The following is a 19,357-nucleotide window of genomic DNA, read 5'->3' as shown; positions in this document are numbered from 1 at the left end:
TACCCTCATCTATATTTATCTATCATTTCTTGAACTGTTTGCTTCATATCCTCTACTAAAATCCGAGGAGACAAAACAGTAACCGCTTCTCCTTGCCCCAGCAACCAGCGTTTAAGCCCCGGTGTATGCTGACTTTCAAACTGAAAATGAGTCCAATCGCCATTTTTCCCAACTATTTTTGCATTTGGAAATTGATCCATCACAATCGTCGGATCGTACAAGTACTCGATTTCAATACTGATTTTCTTCCCGATAAAAGCATCCACTCTCTCGTTACGAATATCACCATCTCTAAATTTATCTCGATAAGAAATAGAAGGTTTCTCTATACCACTAAAAGACCAGGACTGGATACGGTCTACTCTTAAAGTAATATAAGTAGCATGTTTCAACTGGTAAACAACCAGATAGAAATAATGATTATCATAGTAAAGAGAGACTGGCAAAACAGTCTGCCTCTTAGAAGATTCAGAATAAGGTTTTTGATAGATAATATCTAGAACCTGTTCATGCAAAATAGCTTCTGATAAATTCCAAATTTTCTCTATTCTATTTTGTTGATACGTTAAGGGAGCATAGTTCAGCTTTTCACTGCCAATAATCTGCTCAATTTCTTTTTGGTCATCACGAGGAACTAAAACCAGCAAATTTTTTAGTAAGCTATCAATTTCTGGTCTGTTCAGTGCTCGATTTTCCAATAAAATCTTTGAAATAACGAGAATATCCTTTTTATTAAAAACTGACTTACTTGCTAAACAATACTTATTCGTCTTACGGTTATAAAGAAAATCTCCACTATAACTGGTGTTACTAGATAAAATATCACGGAGTAGCGAAAAATCTCTCTGTATAGTCTTTTCACTAACCTCAAATTCCTGAGCCAATTGCTTTTTTTCAAATGAAGTACCTAACTGTAAACGTAAAAAAATCGTTAGTAGTCTCTCTTGATCATTCATTTTCAGTCCTTCTTATTATTTTTCAAGCGATGTTAAACACGCTGTCATCCCCCACTTAAAACGCACAATTAAACGAGATTGAACATTTTTCAACTGATCTGGTTCAGAATCACCAGATAAAACAATTTGCTTATTCTTAATATGTTGAGAATTAAATAGATTAAAAAATTTTTCTTGAATCATATCATCTTTTTCTCCCAATACCTGAATATCATCTACAATTAGGAGATCAAACTCCTCACTTCTAACTTTTTGTATTTCTAGCTCATTTTCCAATAAGTTTTCGGCAGAAATGTATTTTACTCGTTTTTCTGGATTGTTCTCAAGCACCTTATTCCCAATAGCTTGAAGGAGATGTGTTTTACCTGAACCCGATTCCCCATAAATATAAAGGGGATTATATTGTAACCCTAAGTTTTCTACTACAGCTACGGCCCCTTTCTTTGCTAAATCATTACCATCTTTTTCTAGAAAATTTTTTAATTGATATTTGTTATCTAATCCTGTATTGTTCATCATTTTAACCTCTAACTTTGCACTTTATATTCAAAACGATTAAAGTAAAATAAACTAGCCCTTAGGTGATTGCAACTGTACCACTATGCCAGATTCGAAGAACTCAACTACGGATTCATCCATATTTTTTAAGTCTTCGGGTAAGCAGTCTGAATATACAATGAAGAGTCTGCCTCTTTTCTTATTCTCTTTGAATTGCTGCATCCAGTATTCCTGTACCCTTTGATCAGCCTCTCCCAAAAGTTGAACTCCCTCCAGAAAAATCAAGTCATACTCTGTATGCTCCATTTGAAGTTTTATCCATTGACTATGTTTAGAAAAAATCAAATTATCTCTCACTCGATAATATCCAAGTGATGCTATTGGAGTAGCAGGTTTTATTTTAGTTAACGTATAAAACAAATGCCATCTGTCAGTCTCTGAAATACCGCAAATGTAAATACATTGAGAATCTTCTTTTAAGTCTATTTGTGGGAATCCGGTCCAATCATTCCCATCATCTTTCAAGCCTTTTTCAAAATTGTAAATTTGCTCTTCAATTGACACGTTAGAATTTAAAATTCCTTGATCCACCATATTATACTCTCTTTTCTATTATTTTTAAGAGAATTATAACAAATCAAGTGGACATATTTTGTCCACTTGATCAAAATAAGCAATTTTTTAAAACAACTCATCAAACAAACTCAACTGGTTATCCTCTGGCATATTTCCAAGAATCCCCATTTCATCCATCTTTTCAACCAAGGTTGATGAGAGTCCACCACGTTTGCGGAGTTCTGTTTTAGAGAGGAATTCTCCCTCTTCACGCGCTCGCACCAACTGCTTAGCAACGTTCTCTCCCAGACCATCCATAGCGACAAATGGTGGAATCAGTGTATCTCCGTCAATGATGAATTCAGTCGCATCACTACGGTAGAGGTCTAACTTCCCAAACTTGAAACCACGTTCCCACATTTCATTGACAATCTCAAGAGTTGTATAGAGGTCAATCTCCACATTAGAGGCTTCATTGTTCTTCCGTTTTTCAGAGATTTCTTCCATTCTACGCTTGATAGCCTCCAAGCCCGCCCCCATGGTCTTGATATCAAAAGCCTTAGCACGGATTGAGAAATAAGCACAGTAGTAATAAATGGGATGATGAACCTTGAAGTAAGCTACACGCAAGGCCATCATAACATAGGCTGCCGCATGGGCTTTAGGGAACATGTACTTGATTTTTCCACAAGATTCGATATACCACTCAGGAACATTGTTGGCCTTCATAGCTTCGATATAGCCATTTCTCTCTTCTTCAGAAATCTTGAGCCACAAGCCCTTACGTACCCGTTCCATGATAGTAAAGGCCATCTTAGGTTCGAGACCAGCATGCATGAGGTAAACCATGATGTCGTCTCGACAACCGATAACGGTTGATAGGTCAGCAATCCCTTGCTTAATCAAATCTTGGGCATTGCCCAGCCAAACGTCGGTACCGTGGGACAACCCTGACAACTGAAGCAATTCTGCAAAAGTCGTCGGATGGGTTTCATCGACCATCCCTCGGACAAAGTTGGTCCCAAACTCAGGAATCCCCAGCATGCCCGTAGGCGTTCCGATTTGCTCAGGTGTCACTCCTAGCACATCAGTCCCAGAAAAGAGGGCCATTACGCCTTCGTCATCCATGGGAATTTCATTAGGATCAATCCCAGACAAGTCCTGGAGTTTTCGAATCATGGTCGGATCATCATGTCCCAGTACATCAAGTTTGAGGACGTTCTCATCGATATCATGGAAGTTAAAGTGAGTGGTCTGCCATTCAGCCGTCACGTCATCTGCTGGATACTGGACAGGCGTAAAGTCGTAAACATCCATATAGTTAGGAATAACAACGATTCCCCCCGGGTGTTGTCCTGTTGTCCGCTTGACACCAGCTGCACCTTGAGCGAGGCGTTCCACCTCTGCATCACGATAAAACTTCCCGTAGTCTCTCTCGTAGCCCTTTACAAATCCATAGGCAGTCTTAGCAGCTACCGTACCAACTGTTCCCGCACGGAAGGCATATTCCTCACCAAAGATATCACGCACATCCAAGTGGGCGCTAGGCTGGTCTTCTCCCGAGAAGTTCAAGTCAATATCAGGAACCTTATCCCCATCAAAACCAAGGAAGGTCTCGAAAGGAATATCCTGTCCGTTTTTGCTGAGTTTATGACCACATTTAGGACAGTCCTTATTGGGCATATCAAAACCTGAACCGTACGAACCATCTGTGATAAACTCACTGTACTGACACTGATCACAGACATAGTGAGGAGAGAGAGGATTGACCTCAGTAATCCCAATCATGGTCGCAACGAAACTAGATCCGACAGACCCACGAGAACCAACCAAGTAGCCCCGTTCATTGGAGCGTTGCACCAACATCTGGGAAGCTAGATAAATCACAGCAAATCCATTCCCCAGAATAGAGGTTAGTTCTTTTTCAATCCGCAAATCAACAATATCTGGCAGCGGATTTCCATAAATCTCAAAAGCTTTCTTATAGGTCAACTCAGCAACTGTTTCTTCAGCCTTGTCGATGAAAGGCGTATACAATTCCCCCTTAACAACCTCAACAGGTTCAAAGGTTTCTGCCAAGGCATTGGGATTTTCAATAACTAGTTTGCGTGCCAGTTCCTCTCCCAAGAAAGCAAATTCATCCAACATCTCATTAGTCGTTCTAAAATGAGCCTTGGGAAGAGGTGCTGGTTGTGCATGTTCCCCATGACCGATGGTTCGGTTAATCATAGCCCCCTGTCCCAAACTACGGACGATAATTTCACGATAAATCTCTTCTTCCGGTTCGATATAGTGAACATTTCCGGTAGCCAGAACAGGCTTACCAAGACGGTCTCCCACCTCTATCAAACTCTTGATAATGGTCTGGAGTTCTTCCATATCCTTGACCTGCTCCTTGGCAATCAAGGGAGCATAAATAGCAGGTGGCATAACCTCTATAAAGTCATAATACTTGGCCACCTCAACCGCCGCATCCACGCCCTGGGAAACGACTGCATCAAAAACTTCACCTTCTGCACAGGCTGATCCTAAAACCAATCCCTCTCGATGGGCATCTAGAACCGTTCTCGGAATCCGCGGCACTCCTTCAAAGTACTTGGTATTAGACAATGAAACCAGCTTAAAGATATTTTTTAGCCCTACTTGATTCTTGACATAAATGGTCGCATGCTTGATCCGAGCTTTTTTATAAGAATCTGGACTAATCAAATCAATATTAAGTCTAGCTAGATCGGTCACACCATGTTTTCCTGCTACTTCTTTGATAAAAATAAAGAGCAGACGACCAGTAGCTTCCGCATCGTAATTGGCCATGTGGTGATGTTCTAAGGCCACACCAAAACGCTTGGTCAAAGGCCCCAAACCATGACGTTTATACTCAGGATAGAGATTTCTAGCAAACTCCAGCGTATCAATAACTGGCTGACTAATCTTTGGCAGACCATGACGCTCATAATTGGCATTCATAAATCCTACGTCAAAGGTTGCATTGTGGGCAACCAAGACTGTATCCTTGCAGAATTCTTGGAATTCCTGTAAAACTTGTTCCAGTGGCTTGGCATTTTTGACATGGTCATCTGTAATTCCAGTCAACTCAGTAGTAAAAGCTGACAAGGGATGCCCAGGATTGATAAATTCATCAAATTCAGCAATGACATTCCCCTTGTACATCTTAGAGGCTGCAACCTGAATCAAGTCATTATAGATGGCTGATAGACCCGTCGTTTCCACGTCAAAGACCACGTAGGTCGCTTCCGACAAGTCCTTCTCCACTTCGTTATAAACGATAGGAACACGGTCCTCCACGATATTGGCTTCCATACCATAGATCAGCTGGATTCCCGCTTTCTTAGCCGCCTTATAGCCGTGTGGGAAGGACTGAACATTTCCATGGTCCGTGATGGCAACCGCCTTGTGTCCCCACTTAGCAGCTGTCGCAACGATCTCTTCTACCTCTGGTAGTGCATCCATGGTCGACATATTAGTATGAGCATGAAACTCAACCCGACGCTCACCTTCTGGCATCAAATCCTTACGCTCATAGTGAACAACTTCCTGCACATCCTGCACGTTCATAGTCAAATCGCGTGTGAAGTTATTCATTTCCACATTCCCACGCACTCGGAGCCAAGAATTTTTCTTAATTAGATCAAACTTCTGAGCCTCTTCCTCATTCTTGACCCACTTTTGCATAGAAAAACTTGAAGTGTAGTCGGTCATTTTAAAGTTGATTAAAACGCGCCCTGTTCTGGTCACTTTTTGCTCCACATCAAAAACAACCCCTTCAAAGACCAGACGATTTTCCTCAGTCGTCACTTCGATCATAGGAGTAATCTCCGCCTTGTCCAGCTTGGGTTTAGCTGCAGCTTTTTTGGCTTGAAAATCAAAGGCTGGTTTCTCTTCCGCTGGAGGAGGTGCCATCTGTTCCAGTTGCTCCATAGCACGGAGCGCTTCCTCATTGGCCGCTTGAACAATCTGCTCATTTTCAGCATGAAAGGCCTCTTCCTGTTCTTGGGTCAGCACATCATTCTTCTCGACTTGACAAGTAAAAGTTGGAAAACCAAACTTTTCAAGTTGTTTCGCTAAATTAGGAAGATGATTCTTCTTAAAATGTTCCTTATCAATCGCCTCAGAGCCTTCAATAAAGAGTTGATTGCCCTCCGCACGAACTCGCAAATTCTGATAAAGGGACTTAAAACCTTGACTAGCACATGGCCCCTCAGAAAAAGCCTCTCTATAGTAGGACTGCAAGAGTTGATTTGAAAATTCTTGAGACAGAGCCTTGATTTCGAAAATAGCTTTATTCCCTGTCTTAGAAAATTCTTCCCTCAAACCTTTCTTTAATTCTAAAAAGATTTCAATCGGTAAAATATTAGAAAATACGAAATGAAACTCCCATACCTTACTAATTTTATGAACCACAACTCGCTCAATATCAGCCTGTGCTAAAGCAGGACCCTGTCTCATTTCAGCAGGCATCCCCAATTGATTCATCAAAATTTCAAAACTATTTGACATTCATTTTCCTCACATTATTCTCCTACTATTTTACCATACTTAGAGGTGTTTTCTAAAGACAAAAGGAAGCCACTTCAAGACAACAAAGAATTTTCTTATGTATATCCTTACTCCTCATTTAAGGATATTTACCTAGGGAAATTAAAAAATCTTCCAAACAGTACTCCCCAAAAAAAGTTAGATGAATAATTTACCTAGTGAATTTAGTTCTGTTTTACACATAACGAAAACACCCCGAAAGTTAGTCGGAAAAAATCTAACTTTTGGGGTGCAATTGATTCTTTATAAAACCTGAAAAGAAATCAGTCTTTAACTCCTGCTTTCTCTCTTATGCTTGATAACGTTTCACGCCATCTAGGTAGGTTGCTACCAATTCTAAATTTTTATCTAGTACGATAAAGTCCGCGTCATAGCCTTCACGGATTTGTCCACAAACATCGTCAATATGAACGGATTTAGCTGGGTTGAAGCTTGCCATCATAACTGCTTCGTGTGGAGAGGCAATGTTCCAGTCAACCACATTCTTCAAACCGTCTTTGAGTTTGAGAATAGAACCCGCCAAGTTACCTGTAGATTTGAGACGAGCAGTTCCATTTGCAACGACAACTGGGAATTCTCCCAACATGTAGTCGCCGTCTTCCAATCCACCCGCTGTCATACAGTCTGTGATAAGGGCAATATTTGCAGTTCCTTTTTGTTTGATAAGAATTTCGCAGGCTTTTGGATCTACGTGATGGCCGTCACAGATCAACTCTGCATAGGTATGTGGCAATTGGTACATGGCTCCAACCATACCCAGTTCGCGGTGAGTTAACCCACGCATGCCATTGTAGGCGTGTACCCAAACACTCGCTCCAGCATCGACTGCTTTTTTAGCTTCATCAAAAGTCGCGTTTGAGTGCCCAAGAGCAACCGTCACACCTTCGCCCGTAACCGTACGAACAAAGTCTTCTACACCTTCACGTTCTGGCGCAAGGGCAATTTTATTTAGCAGACCATTTGCTGCTTTTTGCCAAGCACGAAACTCATCCATACGAGGGTCTTTCATGTAGGCAGGGTTTTGAGCTCCCTTGTATTTCTCTGTGAAATAAGGCCCTTCGAAATAGATTCCACGAATCTTGGCTCCACTTGCTTCCTGGTAACGAGCACCAATATTTTCTGTTACCGCAAGCAATTGTTCATAAGATGATGTCAAAGTGGTTGGCAAGAAGCTCGTTACCCCCATGCTGAGGAGTCCTTCACTCATGGTGTGAAGGGTTCCTTCGATATTATTATCCATAACATCCACACCGCCAAATCCATGAATGTGGGTATCTACAAGTCCTGGAGCAATGCTATAACCTGTATAGTCAATAATCTCCGCTCCCTCAGGAATCTGCTCGACATGTTTTCCAAACTTGCCATCCACAAGTTCCAAGTAACCACCACGACGAACTCCGTGTGGGTAGAAAAATTGATCCGCTTTAATATAGTTAGGCATAATGTTAACCTCCTTAAAAGATTGATTCCACAATTTATTATGTCAATTACATTATAAACCTTTCTTTTTTATTTGTAAATGGTATAGACCTATTTTCTAGAGATATTTTAAAAGAGCTGGATTTTTCCAACTCTTCTCTTTTAAATACAAGTTATTTTGATTTGACTGGCTTGTCTTGAGCTGTTTGCAAGGCTGCAGCAATGGTATCTGCATACAATTTAGCTCCTGCTTCAATTTTACTATTGTCACTTCCAAAATGGACTTGGTCTGTTCCAGTCCAAATTTCTGGATGCTCTTTCGCAACTTGATTCCAATCTGCTATCGTGATGTAAGGAGTCTTCTCTGCCAATTCTCTCATATAGGCAGCCTCTTTCTCAACGATTGCATAGGTCTCTTTTGCCTTATCCCCCTCATAAGGAGTCACCAAAACCATATGGTGGCCCTTAGGAAGATTTTTCACGATGCTATCCCAATCTTCCTTGTAATTTTCAGGATTATTTACCCCAGTTGCAATAACCACCATCTTTGGTAGAAATTTATTCTGGCTATTATTTAGCATGATTTCATTGGCAGTCTTGGTTGTTCTGCTGACTTGTGCATTAATCTGTGCTCCAGGAAGGGCTGTCTGCAAAGCTGTATTAGCTCTTAGCGCTACCGAATCACCAATTAACATAGTGCCATCAGCAATTCCTAAACTATCAGCTTCTGCTCGTTCTGTCATCACCTTGGTCTGGTTAATATTTGTTGCAGCTTGCTTCAAGCCATTGACAGTTAAGTCTGTCTCAAAAGCTCCCACTTGTGGTGCCAACAGAGTTACTAAGAAGACAATGAAGGCCAAAATTCCAGTACTTGCTGCAAGGATTGTGTGAATATGAGGCAGGGGACGGAGGGTTTGTATAATAGGTGTGTCCTTTCCTGCAATCCAAGGTTCCAATACATAAAATGACAGACTGGCAAATCCATAAGAAAAAATCAGAGTCAGTAATACAGCAAGAAGATTTGATGTCAACTGTGAGAAAATAATATAGAAAGGCCAATGGAAGAGATAAACTGCATAGCTAGTATCTGCTAAAAAGCTGATAATCTTTGGCTCCTGCATGTTAGGAGTCTTTTCATGTAAGACACGCGCCGCCAGAATCATAGCAAGGGCTGCAAGGCTGGCAAGCAAGAAGCCCATAAGATAGGCAAAGAGATAGGTAAATTTGACAAAGAAGGTCAAAATGAGTAAGAATCCAAAACCTCCCCCAAAAACTAAAAGGGTCTTGCGTAAATCCCAAATTTTATCCAACTGCTTAACTAAAGAAGTCGTCTGACGAACGCCTACAATCGTTGCTAGGATACTTCCCAAAAAGAATGGATAGACATGAGTTAAACTAGAGAAGTAAACAGAAGAATAAGAGGTTACTAGAAAACTACCGATAAACATGGAGAAGAAGCTGATCAAGAAGGCAGCAGCAGATAAGAGAAAGATCATTCCTCTCAACTGACCATTTGATTTAGACTGTTTAGATAAGAACCAAACTGCCAATCCCCAGAGGATATAGTAGTGAACCTCAACAGCCAAGCTCCAATTATGAACAAACAAATGTGGAATGAACTGAGATTCATAACTCCCACCTGTTAGCAGTTCATAGAAGTTGGTCATAAAGCCTAAGACACCCGCAATCTGACCCCCAATTCCAGCCACATAGTCTTGGCGAACCAAGAAAGTAAAAGGCATGGTCACCAAGACCATCAAAACCACAGGTGGCACGATACGATAAAAGCGTCTCCTAAAAAATCCAACCAAATCAATTTCATGATTTTTAGAAAATTCTTCGATAAGTAGAGCTGTAATCAGGAAACCTGAAAATGTGAAAAAGACATCTACCCCGAAAAATCCTCCAGGAAAGATGGTCTGAAAGAAATGATACAAGAGTACCAAAAGTAAACCTGTAATCCTAATCAAGGAAAACCATTTAATACGCATACGAGTTTATTCTCCCTTTCATTATACACTTTATTCTATCAAAAAAAGAAGAAAAATCCCAAGAGAAAACTTAGGATTTTTAGCTTATATCAATTCTAGTTTAAAAATTACGGCCTGACTTGTTATAGCCATATTTTTCAACAAAATACTCACGGAATTCCAAGAGATTGTCATCCATGATGGCTTGTCGCACTTGCTTCATCAGGTTAAGCAAGAAGTAAAGATTATGGTAGCTAGTCAAGCGGATACCAAAGGTTTCATCAGCCTTGAGCAGATGACGAAGGTAGGCGCGTGTATAGTTCTTACATGTGTAGCAATCACACTCAGGATCCAACGGCGTAAAGTCCTCAGCAAACTGGGCATTTTTGACAACCAAACGCCCCTGACTAGTCATACAAGTCCCATTACGAGCGATACGAGTCGGCAAGACACAGTCAAACATATCCACCCCACGAATCACCCCATCAATCAAGCTATCTGGCGCTCCCACACCCATCAAATAGCGAGGTTTGTTTTCAGGCAGCAGTTGAGTTGTGAAGTCCAAGACAGCATTCATCTCTTCGTGGGTTTCTCCCACTGCCAAACCACCGATAGAGTAGCCTGGGAAATCCATGCTGACAAGGTCATGAGCTGACTGACGACGCAGGTCTTCAAATCCAGCCCCCTGCACAATCCCAAATAACCCTTGGTCATGCGGACGACGGTGAGCCTTCAAACCACGCTCAGCCCAACGACTGGTACGCTCAATTGATTTCTTAACGTAGTCGTAAGGTTGATAAAATTGAGGACATTCGTCAAAGGACATCATGATGTCTGAGCCCAAATTATTCTGAATAGAAATGGCTTTTTCTGGGGACAAGAACATCTTAGAACCATTGAGATGATTTTTAAAGGTTACTCCTTCTTCTGTGATATTACGGCTATCTGCTAAGGAATAAACCTGAAAACCACCACTATCTGTCAAGATAGGCTGATCCCAATTCATGAACTTGTGGAGACCACCAGCGCGTGCGATGAGTTCATCCCCAGGGCGAAGCCAGAGATGATAGGTGTTTGATAGGATAATTCCTGAACCCATCTCCTTCAATTCTTCAGGTGACTGAGTTTTGACAGTAGCTTGAGTCCCAACTGGCATAAACATAGGTGTTGGGAAGGTACCGTGGGGAGTGATGATTTCTCCCAGACGAGCTCCTGTGTGTTTTTCTTTCTTAATCAAACGATATTTGATTGGCGAATCTGACATTTTTTACCTCCGAAGCTGGGAAAGACAGTCCCAGTTCATACTTTGTGCCCAAGGGCATACTGTATGATTTTATCAAAAAAAGCTGGAACTGTCACGAACTATGGTATAATGAGAGAATGAAATACCCAAAAATTGATTTAAAAACCGTTCGTCTGCAAGCCAGACAATTTCAGGCTGAAAATCCCCGCCTCTTTCTCGTCTATCTCTTACCTAGCATACTGGTCATCTTGTCTGGCTTTCTTAATCCCTTAGAGCGTATCAACGAGTCTATTTTAGAGCAATCCTTTTTAAGCATGCTTGGTCATGTATTCCAAGCCTACCTTTTTCCACTATTAGTCTCCTTTATCGGGACGATTCTCCTGACCAGTTCAGTTTATACAACCCTGAGACTCATTAAGAATCCTGATACAGAACTATCCGTCAAAAATAGTCTGGCTCTATTTAACGAAGAGCACTTTTCACAAACTTTTTTGACTCTCCTTCTCAAACGTTTCTATCTCTTCTTATGGAGCATTCCTAGCTTACTTGGGATTTACTTCCTCTTTTACAGTAGCTTTTTAGCAAAGAAATTCGTTGCAATCCATCCTGAATTTCCCAATCTAGATCTCACGTCAGTTGAAACTGAGCGTTTCCTCATGACCTTTGGTCTTTACTTCCTAGCAAGTATCCTCTTGATGATTGTCGGAAATAGTCTCTATATCCCACAATACTATGCCTATTCACAGGTAGAATTGCTCCTCTGTGACACTCTAGACTTGGGCCAAGCTAAACCAGGACAAATTCTTAAAACCAGCTTTTTTCTAATGAAAGGTTACAAGTTTCAGCGTTTTGTCCTAGACTTACAACTCCTTCCTTGGTACTTCCTCAATTGGATTACCTTTGGAATTGCTAGTTTCTCACTTCTTCCCTATATTCAAATCAATAAAATAATTTTTTACCGAGCAGTACTAGCTCGAAAACGTCCAAAAGCTTGAAGGTTTTCCCTCAAGCTTTTTTCTATCAATGAGTTTCTCCGCCCACCAACTTGAGATCCTCATCTCCATGTTCGATAATGGCGCCGATTGTCGCTTCTATCCCTCGCCTAATATCCACTAAACTCATAGCTGGAGTAGTCGGTCTATTCACCACCTGTTCCATCATATAAGGAATATGCATAAAACCTGCCTTAACATGTGGAAATTTCTTTTCTACCAAATAGAGGGCCTGATACATCAAATGATTGCAGACAAAAGTCCCTGCAGTATTGGAAACAGAGGCCGGCAAGCCCACCATTTTTATAGCTTGGACCATCGCTTTAATCGGCAAACTACTAAAGTAGGCCGGAGCACCATCCGATCGAATGGGAATGTCAATCGGCTGATTACCTTCGTTATCAGGAATGCGTGCATCATCTTGATTAATAGCTACTCGCTCAGGTGTCAAGCTAGACCTTCCACCTGCTTGGCCAATACAAAGGACAAAGTCAGGTTGATATCGGTTCATCTCTTCTTCCAATACATGGGCCGATTTGTGAAAGACTGTCGGCACTTCTAGCCAACGGACCTCAGCACCATGGATTTCAGATGGTAAACCTTTAATGGCCTCCAAAGCTGGATTGACCTTTTCCCCTCCAAATGGCTCAAAACCTGTCACTAATACTTTCATTTCTAACTCCTTACAAAAGATTCCATGAAATTCTTTTCTTAAAAACAAGTATAACATATTTCCCTTATTCTGGAGTTGAAAAGAGCTAGAGAGAATAAGAATGGTCTTCGAGTTTATTTAAAGAGTAAAATACTAATCAAGGCCAAAATAGCTGGTCCACCTTGCTTCAAAATAATTTTCTTATCTGCTGTTAAAGAGCCATAAGCCGCAGCCCCAATCACAAAGAAGACAAAAATAGTCACAATTTCTAAATTCTGTGAGAAATAAATCCCATACAAGAGAAAGACTCCTAGCAAAGCGTTATAAATCCCTTGATTTTTGAACAATGAACTTACCGACGGACGAGCCAGTTCTTCCTTTTCCATGTTAAAGACGCGACTAGTCGCATCTGATTGCGTTGCAATACTTTCCAAATAAAAAATGTAAAAATGCTCCAAAGCAACGATTGTTGCTAAAATGATTGTAATAATTGCCATATATTTCTCCTTAAATTTCTATATTTTCAATACCCAAAACCAATTTATTTAATAAACGGCTGAGTTCTGTTCTCTCAGACTCTGTTAAGATACTTTCCATCGCTTCCTTAACCCTGACATGATTCAGAGGAGGATTCACCACTAACTGCTCCTTAGCATACTTCGTAGCCTCTACCAACACTTCCCGCTGATTTTCAGGATTACGATGACGCTCCACCAAACCTTCCTTTTCCAAAATCTTGAAATGCCGTGTCAAAGCAGCCTGATCAATCTTCAAACGCTCCTGAACCGCCATCTGATTACAGGAAGAATTCTCCAGCAAAAATAATAAAATCTGATACCGTGTCAAACTAATCCCAAGTCTTTTTTCAAACAATTGCGTACTCGCTTGCTCAGACAAGCGGAGTTGATACAGTAAATCTTGAATCTCTAGCATTTCTTTCTCTTTTCTTGATTTATCAATAGTTGACAAATCAAGTATAATGTAAAGTAAAATAAAATGCAAGAATGTTGCTTAACTCATTACAAAATGCTAACTTCCCATTCATATTGATACTCAATGAAAGTTAAAGAGCAAACTAGGAAGCTATCCGTAGGTTGCTCAAAGCACAGCTTTGAGGTTGCAGATAAAGCTGACGTGGTTTGAAGAGATTTTCGAAGAGTATGACAAAGAAAAACGAACGAGACTCGCTCCCCATCACGAAAGCTAGATCTCATTCGTCAAAATGATATTACCAAGTCTGATTTATCCATTCATTGAAACGTGAACGTGGTCATAGTGATTTTCTGTCACACTACCACGGTCTGGCATTGGGTTCCAAGTATTAGCTGGTCCATATTTGCTATCGAATGGAGCATAGAAACGTTGTTTCCAGATGATGTAACTAATACCACGGCTAGCCATGTTTTGAATAGCGTATTCCGCAATCTTATCCCCTAGTTCTGAACCTTCTGGTACCATAAAGTCGATAGCCAAACCTTTTCCGTGATCTCCACTGTCTCCTGGACGGTAACCACTAAAGGATGTGATGCCAAACAAGTTGGCAATTTCTTCTTTAAAGGCGGCCGTTTGTGGTTGAAGGCCTGCATTTTCAGATTTTGCTACTGCAAGTCCAGCATAATCAGGTGCAGCAGGAGCCGCGTAAGCTGTTGAAGCTGTTTTTGTCTCTTCCGGTTGATAAGTAGAAACTGCTGGTGTATCTTCACTTAATGATGTTCTACTTGATGATTCTTCTTTTGCTTCTTCTGAACTTGTTGCAGTTGTTTCTGTTGTTTTTTCTTCTACTGGAGTTGTAGTTGTTTCCACTGTTGCTTCAGCTTGTGGGTTTGCTTGATTTTCCTCTTTCTCAGCTGGAGTCGTTGCCTGAGGAGCTGCTTCTTCAACTGGACTGGTTGTTTCGACTGTTTGCTCAGCTGTCGTAGAAGTGTTTGTAGATGGTGCTACTTCTTCTGCAGTAGCAACTGTCTCTGCAACTTCTGAACTTGATGCTACTTCTTTTGTACTTGTAGTTTCTACTGCTTTTGGAGTTTCTACAATCGGTTGAGAAAGGTCTGCAACCTGAACAGTTTGATCATCAACGGTCACTTGATTGGTTGTCAAATCTGCTGTCGCAGTTGTCACTTCTTCACTAGAATCTGCTTGAGGAGTTTGGATTTCAACTTCTGTTACTTCTTCTGCTTCATTGACAGTCGTTGTCAAAACAGTTTCTGGGAAAATCAAGTCCATATTAGTGATTTTATTCAAATTCGCAAGAACTGTGACATCTACACCCAAGGCTTCTGCAATGGTGCTTAAAGTATCACCATACTGAACTGTATAACTTGTTTTGTTGTCCGTTTTAGTCAAATCGTTTTGGATTTGCTCAACACTACGGGCAGTCCAAAGAACTTCTTCTGCTTGAGTTGCCAATACTGGGGCAAATGACAAGGCTACTGTTGACGCTAATAATATTCTTTTCTTCATTCTTTCAAATTCCTTTCAAATGAGTACCTGTCTATGATAACACAAAAAGAGCAGAAAAAAAGCCCTCTCGGGCCTATTTAACAGAACTGTCTATTCCTTGTAACAAACTCGGTTACTTGAAATAGTTTGTTAGGTCTCTGTCATAAAACTGACACAATCTTATCGTTCCTAATCCCCAAAAATGTAAGGAATAGCTGCTAGTTCTTGAATTCTATGATTGCCTTCATAAGTCGACTCTAAAAAATTAATACTTTGAATCCCACTATTCTGAGAAAATTCCACATCCAGAGTCCGATCCCCTATATAATAGGTCTTCTCAGGATTCAGCTGATACTTGTCTATCAGATAGATAGCCGCTTCTGGACTTGGCTTCCGCGCAAAGCCACTCTGACTGGTTAAAATCTCTGTAAAATAGAACTCCAACTCTAAGTCTCTGAGAATGGCAAAAGCATTATCTCCCTTATGAGTGTAAACAAAGTTCCGAATCCCTATTTGGTCTGCCCAAGCCAACACCTCACGCGCACCTGGCATCAAAACTACCTGAGCATTTTTTTCAGCTAGACTCTGGGCACGCACCTGATTTAGCACTTCCACATCTAGCTTTCGCTCTTCTGCCACCTGCACAAGCAAATCCTGCACCGAATACTTGAGGATAAACTCTCTCACTTTCTCCTTATCATAGGGAATAGAAAACTGAGCAAAGGTCTCTTCAATCCCTGACAAAATCGCTTCGTAAGAATCCAATAAAGTTCCGTCTAAATCCCAAATAAAAGCTGTTTTTTGCATCTCCTATCCTTTCAACATCATATAACGCTGGTAACGGTAACGTAGAAATAACCAACGAAAACCATTATCCAAGAGAGTCCCTACCCAAATACCAGGCAAGCCCCAACCAAGAACAATTCCCATCAGATATCCTGTTCCAATGCGGATACACCACATTCCTATACTTGTCGCATAAAAGGGAAGCCGAGCATTGCCTAAACCCTGCCAGACTGCTGTATAGATGACTGTTCCTATCGTCATAGGAGTACCAAGTAGTGAAAAAAGTGTCACTAGAACACTAGCCTCAACCGCTAGAGAATCTGTCGTATAGAGATGAGTTAATGGTACACCCAAGGCATAGATACTAAAGGTCAAAGGCAACATGAGAAGCAGAGAAATCCAAAAGGTTTGCTTACTCAAATTAGCTACTCTTTCCCAATTATCCTCTCCAACTGCTCGGGCCACCAACATAACCGTTGCCGTAGCAACGCCAAAGGCAGGCATGTAGTTAAACTGGGTCAAGACTTCTCCGACCGCATTTCCAGCCACTGCTTCCGTCCCAAAAGAAACGACCAAGGCAATGATAACGACATCACCAGCCCGCATCATAAGGCGCTCTCCAGCTGCTGGTAAAGCCAAGGTCAACAGTTCCTTATCTAAACCAAAAGTCGGTTTCGTATAAGGCAGTTTTAATTGCGACCACAAAATCACAAGACCAACCAAACGAGACAGAATAGTCCCCCAAGCAACACCCGCTATCCCCATATCAAGAACAAAAATAGCTAGACTGGAAAAGAGAATATTCAAGGCATTGGATAAGAGACTCACATAGAGGGGCAAACGCGGATTATGCGTTGCACGAATCAAGGCACCTAGACTCGTCATCAAGCCCAAGAGAACAATCGATCCGCCTACCAAGGATAGATACAGTCCACCACTCTCGGCCACAGCCTGCTCAGTTCCCAAAAGTCCTATCATCTCTTGCCCAGCGAAGATGGACAAAGCTCCTAAAAGGAAACTTAATAGTAAAGTAATTTTCAACGCCTCAGTCACATGATAGGCTAGCTTAGACCGATCCTTCTGCCCCAAACTTTTTGAAATAACACTAGAAATAGCTGCCCCCAGAGCAATGAAAATCGCCTGGTAAATGGTGATAATATTACCAGCTACTGAAACACCTGAAATAGCTATCAACCCTAAATGCGCAACCAAATAACTGTCCACCATTCCCATGAGCATTTGCAAAAAGTTTTCACCCATAGCTGGCAATGCAATATTAAGAATGTCTTTATTTTTCTTAAACAATCTCTCCTCCTGATGAAAAGAAACTCAGTTGGTTTCCCAACCGAGTTTACTCCCTCTATCTTAAAGTCCTAGATAATCTTCAACCTCTGCTTGCATGTCAGCAGCTGCTACAGTTGTCTTGTGACGAACCGGCGCTGTTTCAAGGCCATCAACTGCTGGTGGCACAGCCACTCCTGAGATTTCATGTAATTGAGCCAAGGCTTCAAAGTCAGTCAAGTCAACTTTCCCAGTTACAGCTTCTACTGCAACCACTGGGAACTTGTATGGACTAGCTGTTGAAGCAATCACTGTCTTGGTAACATCACCAGTAGACGCTTGGTATTTTCTATACACTGCTGAGGCAACCGCCGTATGTGGATCCTCAATGTAGGCATCTGTTTGATAAACACGTTTGATTTCTGCCGAAGTTTCTTCCTCAGTCGCATATTCAGCCGCAAAGAGGTCCAGAATCTCAGCATCAAAATCAGTCAATTCATATTGTCCTTGTGTATTCAAGGCATTCATGAGTTCAGCTGTCTTAACTGCATCATTACCCAAAAGATGGAAAATCAAACGCTCCAAGTTTGAAGATACCAAGATATCCATAGATGGACTAGTTGTTACTTTAAACTCACGTTTCTTGTCGTAAACACGTGTCTTGAAGAAGTCTGTCAAGACATTGTTATCATTTGAAGCACAGATTAATTTACCAACTGGAAGACCAATTTGTTTAGCATAAAAGGCAGCCAAGATATTTCCAAAGTTTCCTGTTGGTACTGTGAAGTTGACCTTTTCACCAGCCACAATCTCACCAGTCTTAACCAACTGAGCGTAGGCATAAACATAATAAACAATCTGTGGTACCAAACGACCAATGTTCATAGAGTTAGCTGATGAAAATTGCAACTTGTTAGCAGCCAATTTTTCACGGAGAGCCACATCATTAAACATATGCTTCACGTTGGTTTGCGCATCGTCAAAGTTACCGTCAATGGCGATAACATGAGTATTGTCGCCAGTCTGAGTGGTCATTTGCAACTCTTGCACCTTGCTGACACCATCCTTTGGATAAAAGACGATAATCTCTGTACCAGGCACATCCGTAAATCCCGCCATAGCAGCTTTCCCAGTATCACCAGATGTTGCTGTCAAAATTACGATTTTGTTCTCCAAACCATGCTTTTTAGCAGCAGTCGTCATAAAGTATGGCAAGATAGACAAGGCCATATCCTTAAAGGCAATCGTAGAACCATGGAACAGTTCCAAGTTGTATTGCCCGTCTAATTTCACTAAAGGAGCGATAGCTGGAGTATCAAACTTGCTATCGTAGGCATTGTTGATACAGTAGTCCAACTCTTCGGCTGTAAAATCATCTAAAAAGGCTGATAAAACTAACTTAGCAACTTCTTGGTAAGAAGCATCTTTCAATTTTTCAAAATCCAAATCTACCTTTGGATAAGTAACCGGTGTAAACAAACCACCATCCGTTGCCAAACCTTGCAAAATTGCTTGGCTGGCAGTTACTGTATTGTTGTCATCACGCGTTGATTGATAAACTAATGTCATTACTCTCTATCCTTTATCTATAGTCTCATCCATTATATCATGATTTTTCAGAAAATTCTCCTTTTATAAGAGAAATTATAGGCTCAATTCTTCTTTCAAAGGCTGTAAATAGGTCATTTCTTGCTTATTTCTCATCTTCAGACCTTCGTCAGCTAGCAAGAGTAAGTCTTTTGAAAACTCTATAATCGCAGTTTCTTCCTGATCTGTAAGCTTTTTCTTAGAAAATTGTCGCCTTAAAAATTTGTAATTTCTACCAAATACTTTAAAGAAAGATGCTGTTTCTAGGTAAGCTTCTAACTTGCCTAAATTAACCAACAATCCCAAGTGAAAGGCTGCTGAAGTAAAAGTCCTATCAAGTGGCTGAGTACACACACTACGAAACTCAACCGTTCCTCGAGTCGTTAAGTCTTGATACTGATAACTACGATGGGTTTCAAAAT

16 protein-coding genes (1 of these 16 only partly in view) are annotated in these 19,357 nt (G+C 41.0%); 1 reads left to right on the top strand and 15 read right to left on the bottom strand.

Annotated features, from left to right (window positions below):
• Positions 1-5: 5 nt before the first annotated feature.
• The 7 genes from KB197_RS01330 to tgt all read right to left on the bottom strand — a co-directional run bounded on the left by KB197_RS01330 (position 6) and on the right by tgt (position 11,219).
• A complete protein-coding gene (locus tag KB197_RS01330) occupies positions 6-956 on the bottom strand; it encodes a WYL domain-containing protein (protein WP_212573546.1) in 951 nt (316 codons plus the stop codon).
• Between the two features lie 15 nt (positions 957-971).
• Positions 972-1,475 (bottom strand): DnaA ATPase domain-containing protein, encoded by a 504-nt coding sequence (locus tag KB197_RS01325; RefSeq protein WP_049510061.1) that lies wholly within the window; start codon positions 1,473-1,475, stop codon positions 972-974.
• Between the two features lie 51 nt (positions 1,476-1,526).
• Positions 1,527-2,048: a DnaA ATPase domain-containing protein gene (locus KB197_RS01320; RefSeq protein ID WP_212573547.1), complete on the bottom strand. Its 522-nt coding sequence runs from the start codon at positions 2,046-2,048 to the stop codon at positions 1,527-1,529.
• Between the two features lie 87 nt (positions 2,049-2,135).
• Positions 2,136-6,527: a PolC-type DNA polymerase III gene (locus tag KB197_RS01315; protein WP_212573548.1), complete on the bottom strand. Its 4,392-nt coding sequence runs from the start codon at positions 6,525-6,527 to the stop codon at positions 2,136-2,138.
• 328 nt (positions 6,528-6,855) lie between these two features.
• The gene (gene nagA / locus KB197_RS01310) at positions 6,856-8,007 is read right to left on the bottom strand and encodes an N-acetylglucosamine-6-phosphate deacetylase (protein ID WP_064276433.1); all 1,152 of its coding nucleotides are present in this window, start codon (positions 8,005-8,007) and stop codon (positions 6,856-6,858) included.
• 151 nt (positions 8,008-8,158) lie between these two features.
• Positions 8,159-9,976, bottom strand: a complete 1,818-nt coding sequence (locus KB197_RS01305; protein WP_064276434.1) for an acyltransferase family protein — start codon at positions 9,974-9,976, stop codon at positions 8,159-8,161.
• Between the two features lie 100 nt (positions 9,977-10,076).
• Complete coding sequence (gene tgt / locus KB197_RS01300; protein WP_001285237.1) at positions 10,077-11,219, bottom strand: tRNA guanosine(34) transglycosylase Tgt; 1,143 nt, start codon at positions 11,217-11,219, stop codon at positions 10,077-10,079.
• A gap of 116 nt (positions 11,220-11,335) precedes the next feature.
• Between tgt and KB197_RS01295 the strand changes: the two genes are divergently transcribed.
• Positions 11,336-12,193, top strand: coding sequence for a DUF975 family protein (locus KB197_RS01295; protein ID WP_212573549.1), 858 nt, complete (start codon positions 11,336-11,338; stop codon positions 12,191-12,193).
• A 25-nt stretch (positions 12,194-12,218) separates the two neighbouring features.
• Here KB197_RS01295 and pcp read toward each other — a convergent pair whose 3' ends face one another.
• From pcp to KB197_RS01255, 8 genes are all read right to left on the bottom strand, one after another.
• Positions 12,219-12,863 (bottom strand): pyroglutamyl-peptidase I, encoded by a 645-nt coding sequence (pcp, locus tag KB197_RS01290; RefSeq protein WP_212573550.1) that lies wholly within the window; start codon positions 12,861-12,863, stop codon positions 12,219-12,221.
• A gap of 113 nt (positions 12,864-12,976) precedes the next feature.
• Entirely contained in the window at positions 12,977-13,339 is a 363-nt protein-coding gene (locus KB197_RS01285) for a DUF1304 domain-containing protein (protein ID WP_212573551.1), read from the bottom strand.
• A gap of 10 nt (positions 13,340-13,349) precedes the next feature.
• The gene (locus KB197_RS01280; protein WP_212573552.1) at positions 13,350-13,775 is read right to left on the bottom strand and encodes a MarR family winged helix-turn-helix transcriptional regulator; all 426 of its coding nucleotides are present in this window, start codon (positions 13,773-13,775) and stop codon (positions 13,350-13,352) included.
• Positions 13,776-14,084: 309 nt separating this feature from the next.
• The gene (locus KB197_RS01275; RefSeq protein WP_212573553.1) at positions 14,085-15,302 is read right to left on the bottom strand and encodes a LysM peptidoglycan-binding domain-containing protein; all 1,218 of its coding nucleotides are present in this window, start codon (positions 15,300-15,302) and stop codon (positions 14,085-14,087) included.
• Positions 15,303-15,470: 168 nt separating this feature from the next.
• Positions 15,471-16,088: an HAD family hydrolase gene (locus KB197_RS01270; RefSeq protein WP_212573554.1), complete on the bottom strand. Its 618-nt coding sequence runs from the start codon at positions 16,086-16,088 to the stop codon at positions 15,471-15,473.
• Between the two features lie 3 nt (positions 16,089-16,091).
• On the bottom strand, positions 16,092-17,372 hold the full coding sequence (locus KB197_RS01265; RefSeq protein ID WP_212573555.1) for an MATE family efflux transporter: 1,281 nt from the start codon (positions 17,370-17,372) through the stop codon (positions 16,092-16,094).
• 60 nt (positions 17,373-17,432) lie between these two features.
• On the bottom strand, positions 17,433-18,917 hold the full coding sequence (gene thrC / locus KB197_RS01260) for a threonine synthase (RefSeq protein WP_064276436.1): 1,485 nt from the start codon (positions 18,915-18,917) through the stop codon (positions 17,433-17,435).
• 75 nt (positions 18,918-18,992) lie between these two features.
• Positions 18,993-19,357 carry the final stretch of a hypothetical protein gene (locus tag KB197_RS01255; RefSeq protein ID WP_064276437.1) on the bottom strand. It continues 913 nt past the right edge of the window, so only the last 365 of its 1,278 coding nucleotides appear in the window; its start codon lies off the right edge, out of view; the stop codon is at positions 18,993-18,995.

The sequence above is a fragment of the Streptococcus sp. 11-4097 genome (assembly GCF_018215285.2).
GTDB lineage: Bacteria > Bacillota > Bacilli > Lactobacillales > Streptococcaceae > Streptococcus.
Note: the sequence above shows the minus strand (reverse complement) of the source record. Positions and strands in the feature narration are given on the sequence as shown.

Coding starts and splice junctions, on each gene's coding strand:
- KB197_RS01315 (WP_212573548.1), bottom strand. CDS start 6,527: ATGTCAAATAGTTTTGAAATTTTGATGAATCAATTGGGGATGCCTGCT.
- KB197_RS01270 (WP_212573554.1), bottom strand. CDS start 16,088: ATGCAAAAAACAGCTTTTATTTGGGATTTAGACGGAACTTTATTGGAT.
- thrC (WP_064276436.1), bottom strand. CDS start 18,917: ATGACATTAGTTTATCAATCAACGCGTGATGACAACAATACAGTAACT.
- KB197_RS01285 (WP_212573551.1), bottom strand. CDS start 13,339: ATGGCAATTATTACAATCATTTTAGCAACAATCGTTGCTTTGGAGCAT.
- pcp (WP_212573550.1), bottom strand. CDS start 12,863: ATGAAAGTATTAGTGACAGGTTTTGAGCCATTTGGAGGGGAAAAGGTC.
- KB197_RS01295 (WP_212573549.1), top strand. CDS start 11,336: ATGAAATACCCAAAAATTGATTTAAAAACCGTTCGTCTGCAAGCCAGA.
- KB197_RS01305 (WP_064276434.1), bottom strand. CDS start 9,976: ATGCGTATTAAATGGTTTTCCTTGATTAGGATTACAGGTTTACTTTTG.
- KB197_RS01330 (WP_212573546.1), bottom strand. CDS start 956: ATGAATGATCAAGAGAGACTACTAACGATTTTTTTACGTTTACAGTTA.
- KB197_RS01325 (WP_049510061.1), bottom strand. CDS start 1,475: ATGATGAACAATACAGGATTAGATAACAAATATCAATTAAAAAATTTT.
- KB197_RS01320 (WP_212573547.1), bottom strand. CDS start 2,048: ATGGTGGATCAAGGAATTTTAAATTCTAACGTGTCAATTGAAGAGCAA.
- KB197_RS01280 (WP_212573552.1), bottom strand. CDS start 13,775: ATGCTAGAGATTCAAGATTTACTGTATCAACTCCGCTTGTCTGAGCAA.
- nagA (WP_064276433.1), bottom strand. CDS start 8,007: ATGCCTAACTATATTAAAGCGGATCAATTTTTCTACCCACACGGAGTT.
- tgt (WP_001285237.1), bottom strand. CDS start 11,219: ATGTCAGATTCGCCAATCAAATATCGTTTGATTAAGAAAGAAAAACAC.
- KB197_RS01275 (WP_212573553.1), bottom strand. CDS start 15,302: ATGAAGAAAAGAATATTATTAGCGTCAACAGTAGCCTTGTCATTTGCC.